Origin of the sequence: Streptomyces sp. NPDC089915 (assembly GCF_040684675.1) — a bacterium.
Lineage (GTDB): Bacteria > Actinomycetota > Actinomycetes > Streptomycetales > Streptomycetaceae > Streptomyces.
Map to the genome: position 1 here is coordinate 1 of NZ_JBFBGN010000241.1, position 4,897 is coordinate 4,897.

Genomic DNA, 4,897 nt, shown 5'->3' on the forward strand with positions numbered 1-4,897 from the left:
CAGCGCGAGGGACTCCACGTCGGCCACGGGCTGCCCCGTCTGGTCGGCGAGGGCCAGCGACACCGAGTCCGTACCGGCGGGCGCGATCCGCACGCGCAGGGCGGAGGCGCCGGTGGCGTGGAGGGAGACCCCGGACCAGGCGAAGGGGAGCCGGGCGCCGCCCTCGTCGGAGACGAAGGAACCCAGGCCGATGCCGTGCAGGGCGGCGTCGAGGAGGGCGGGGTGGATGCCGTAGCGGCCCGCGTCGGCGGCCGTCTCCTCGGGGAGGGAGACCTCGGCGTAGACCTCCTCGCCGAGTTGCCAGGCGGCCTTCAGCCCCTGGAAGGCCGGCCCGTAGCCGAAGCCGAGCGCGACGAGGACCTCGTACAGGCAGTCGGCGTCGAGGGCGGTGGCACCGGCCGGGGGCCAGGCGGCCAGGGGCGCGCCCGGTGCGGCCGGGGTCACGGCGACCGCGCCGCTGGCGTGCCGGATCCACGGCTCGGCGGTGTCGGCGTCCTCCGGCCGGGAGAACAGGCTCAGCGCCCGCCGGCCGTGCCCGTCGGGTTCGGCCAGCATCAGCCGCAGCTGGACCCCGCCGGACTTCGGCAGGACGAGCGGGGCCTCGATCGTCAGGTCGTCGAGCAGCCCGTGGCCGACCTCGTCCCCGGCCCGTACGGCCAGTTCCACCATGGCCGCGCCGGGGAACACGACCTGGCCGTGTACCTGGTGGTCGAGCAGCCAGGGGTGGGAGTGGAGGGAGAGCCGGCCGGTGAACAGCATCCCGGACGCGCCGGGCAGGGTGACGGCGGCACCCAGGAGGGGGTGATCGGCGGCGGCGACCCCGGCGGAGGCCACGTCGCCGACCGAGCCGACGGAGGTGGACACCCAGAAGGTGCGGTGCTGGAAGGCGTAGGTGGGCAGCTCCACCCGGGAGACGGCCGAACCCGCGAAGAACCCGGCGCGGTCGGCGACCGCCCCGGCGACGAGGAGCGCTCCGAGGGCGGTTACGGCGCACACGGCCTCGTCGCGGTCCCGGCGGAGGCTGGGGACGAGGACGGTCGAGGAGTCCTCGGCGAGGCAGGCGCGGGCCATGGCGGTGAGCACGCCGTCGGGGCCCAGCTCCAGGACGGTGGCGGCGCCTTCGGCCTCCAGGGTGCGGACGGCGTCGTGGAAGCGGACGGCTTCGCGGACGTGGTCCACCCAGTAGTCGGGGCGGGCTATTTCGTCGGTGACGAGGCCGCCGGTGAGGGCGGAGACGAAGGGGATGTTCGGCGTGCCGAAGTCGAGCCCCGCGACGACCGTGCGGAACTCCTCCAGCATGGGGTCCATGAGGGGGGAGTGGAAGGCGTGGCTGACGCGCAGGGCCTTCGCCTTCACGCCCTGGGCGGTGAGGAGCGCGACGACGCCTTCGACGGCTTCGCGGGCTCCGGATATGACGACGGCGTTCGGTCCGTTGACGGCGGCGATGGCGGCGCCCGGGACGAGGAGCGGGGTGACCTGTTCCTCGCCCGCCTGGACGGAGACCATGACCCCGCCCTCGGGCAGGGCTTCCATGAGCTTGCCGCGTGCGGTGACGAGGGTGGCGGCGTCACGCAGCGACAGGACCCCGGCGACGTGTGCGGCGGCGATCTCACCGACGGAGTGCCCGCCGACGAACTGCGGGACGACGCCCCACGATTCGACGAGCCGGAACAGGGCGACTTCGACCGCGAAGAGGGCCGGCTGGGTGGTCCCCGTACGGTTCAGGGCGTCGGCGTCGTCCCCGAAGACGACCTCCTTGAGCCCGTCACCCAGTTCCGCGCACACCGCGTCGAACGCGGCCGCGAACACGGGGAACGCCTCGTACAGCCCCCGGCCCATCCCCGGCCGCTGGCTGCCCTGTCCCGTGAACAGCACCGCCGGGCCGCCGCCCGGGCCGGCCGCCGATCCGCCGCCGTCGCGCTCCAGGGACCGCAGCCCGGCGAGGACCTCCTCGCGGTCCCGGCCCACGACCACCGCCCGGTGCTCCAGGTCGGTGCGCCGGGTCAGGGAGTAGGCCACATCGGCGAGCCCGAGCTCGGGGCGCCGCTCCAGATGGTCGGCCAGCCGGGCCGCCTGCGCCCGGAGGGCCTCGGGGGAGCGGGCCGACAGCGCCACCGGAAGGGGACCCGCGACCGGTTCGCCCGCCGGTGCGGGGGCGGCCGTGGCGGGGGCGGCCTCCAGGATGACGTGGGCGTTGGTGCCGCTGATGCCGAACGAGGAGACGCCCGCACGGCGCGGGCGGCCCGTCTCGGGCCAGGCCCGCTGCTCGGCGAGGACTTCCACCGCGCCCGCCGACCAGTCGACCTCCGCCGACGGGGCGTCCACGTACAGGGTGCGCGGGAGCACCCCGTGCCGCATGGCCTGCACCATCTTGATGATCCCGGCCACGCCCGCCGCCGCCTGCGTGTGCCCGATGTTCGACTTGACGGACCCCAGCCACAGCGGCTCGCCGCCCTCGCGGTCCTGGCCGTAGGTGGCGAGGAGGGCCTGGGCCTCGATGGGGTCACCGAGCTTGGTGCCGGTGCCGTGCGCCTCGACGGCGTCGACGTCGGCGGTGGTAAGTCCGGCCGCGTCCAGTGCCTGGCGGATGACGCGCTGCTGGGAGGGGCCGTTGGGGGCGGTCAGGCCGTTGCTCGCGCCGTCCTGGTTTACCGCGCTGCCGCGGACGACGGCCAGTACCGGGTGTCCGTTGCGCACGGCGTCCGACAGGCGTTCCACGAGGAGCATGCCGACGCCCTCGGCGAAGCCGGTGCCGTCGGCGCCGTCCGCGAAGGACTTGCAGCGGCCGTCGGGGGCCAGCCCGCGCTGGCGGCTGAACTCCACGAACGTCGACGGGGTGGACATCACCGTCACGCCGCCCGCGAGGGCCAGCGTGCACTCCCCGCGCCGCAGGGCCTGCCCCGCCAGGTGCAGGGCCACCAGGGACGCCGAGCAGGCGGTGTCCACGGTCACCGCCGGGCCCTCCAGGCCCAGTACGTACGAGATGCGGCCCGACACCACGCTCGCCGCGCTGCCCGTCCCCACGTACCCGCCGAGGTCGTCGGCGGAGGCGGCGGCCAGGGTCCCGTAGTCCTGGCCGTTGGTGCCGATGAACACGCCCGTCGCCGATCCGCGCAGCGGCGCCGCGTCGAGCCCGGCCCGCTCCACGGCCTCCCAGGCCGTCTCCAGGAGCAGCCGCTGCTGCGGGTCCATCGCGAGGGCCTCGCGCGGGGAGATCCCGAAGAACCCGGCGTCGAACTCGGCCGCCCCGCGCAGGAATCCGCCCTCGCGGACGTACGAGGTACCCGTCCGCTCGGGGTCCTCGTCCACGAGGCGGTCGAGGTCCCAGCCCCGGTCGCCGGGGAAGGGGGTGATGCCGTCGGCCCCGGACGCCAGCAGCTCCCAGAACTCCTCCGGGGACTCCACCCCGCCCGGGAAGCGGCAGCTCATCCCGACGATGGCGATCGGCTCACCGGCGGCGTCCTCCACCTCGCGCAGGCGGTCGTTCGCCTTGTCCAGGTCGGAGGTGACGCGCTTGAGGTACTGGAGGAGCTTCGCCTCGTTGGACGTGTGGGGCGTGTTGGACATGCTGGAAGGTCACCCGGTTCGTGTGGTGGTGCGGGGCGGGCAGGCGTGGTGGCGTTCGGGGGAGGCGGGGGAGGAGCGGGAGTACGGGAGGGCCCGCCGGGAGGGGGGTTCCCGGCGGGCCGGCGGGCTAGAGGGCCCCGTACTTCTGGTCGATGTAGGCGAAGACGTCCCCGGCGTCGGCGTCGTCGAGTTCCAGGGCGGCGGGTTCCTCCGCGCCGGCCGGGTCGAGCTTCCCCAGCAGGACGCGCAGCCGGTCGGCGATCTCGCCGCGGGTCCCGTCCGCGTCCTCCAGCGCGAGCGCCGCGCGCTCGATCCGCTCCACGTCCTCCCACAGCGCGGCGGCCGGGTCCGTGTCCAGCTCCATGTCGGCGAGGAGCCGCCCGGCCAGGGCGAGCGGGGTCGGGTGGTCGAACACCATCGTGGGGCTGAGCCGCATCCCGGTGGCCGAGCCGAGCCGGTTGCGGAACTCGACGGCGGTCAGCGAGGCGAAGCCCAGTTCGCGGAAGGTACGGTGCGGCTGGACCGTCCGCTTGTCCGCGTGGCCCAGGACGACCGCGGTGTGCACGCACACCAGGTCCACCAGGGCCGCCGTCCGCTTCTCGGGGGCCAGTGCGGCGATCCGCTCGCGCAGCCCGGCCACGGCCGGCTCCCCGCCCGACGTGCCGGCCCGCTCGGCGGCCAACGCGTCCAGGACCCGGGCGGCCTCGGGCACGCCGGTGAGCAGGGCGCTGGGCCGGCCCGCGGTGAAGTCCCGGGCGAACCGCTCCCAGTCGAGGGCGCCGATCACGGCCGTGGGGGCGCCCGCGGCGACGGCCCGGGCGACCGCCGGGAGCACGTGCTCGGGGAGCATCGGCACCACCCCGCCCCGGGCCAGCCGGTCGTCGACCTCACCGGTCCCGTCGGTGGCCATGCCCCCGCCCGCCCAGGCGCCGAACGCCAGCGAGACGGCCGGCAGGCCGAGGCCCCGGCGCCGTTCGGCGACCGCGTCCAGACCGGCGTTGGCGGCGGCGTAGTTGGCCTGGCCGGGGGAGCCCAGGGTGCCCGCGACGGAGGAGAACAGGACGAAGGCGTCCAGGTCCGCGTCCCGGGTGAGTTCGTCGAGGTGGTGGGCCGCGAGGGTCTTGGAGCGCAGGACGGACTCGAACCGTTCGGGCGTCAGCGTCTCGACGAGCCCGTCGTCGAGGGTGCCGGCGGTGTGCAGGACGGCGGTGAGGGGCTCGTCTGCCGGAACGCCCGCGAGGAGGGCCTCCAGGGCGGTGCGGTCGCTCGCGTCGCACGCCGTGACGGTCGTGGGGACGCCCAGCGCGGTGAGCTCCGCGCGGAGTTCGGC

At 75.5% G+C, this 4,897-nt stretch carries 2 protein-coding genes; both read right to left on the minus strand.

Annotated elements, in window-relative coordinates; translation table 11 throughout:
• The coding region (locus AB0O29_RS34065; RefSeq protein WP_365159768.1) for a type I polyketide synthase at positions 1-3,567 on the minus strand (3,567 nt) is incomplete at its 3' end.
• A gap of 127 nt (positions 3,568-3,694) precedes the next feature.
• The coding region (locus AB0O29_RS34070) for a KR domain-containing protein (protein ID WP_365159771.1) at positions 3,695-4,897 on the minus strand (1,203 nt) is incomplete at its 5' end.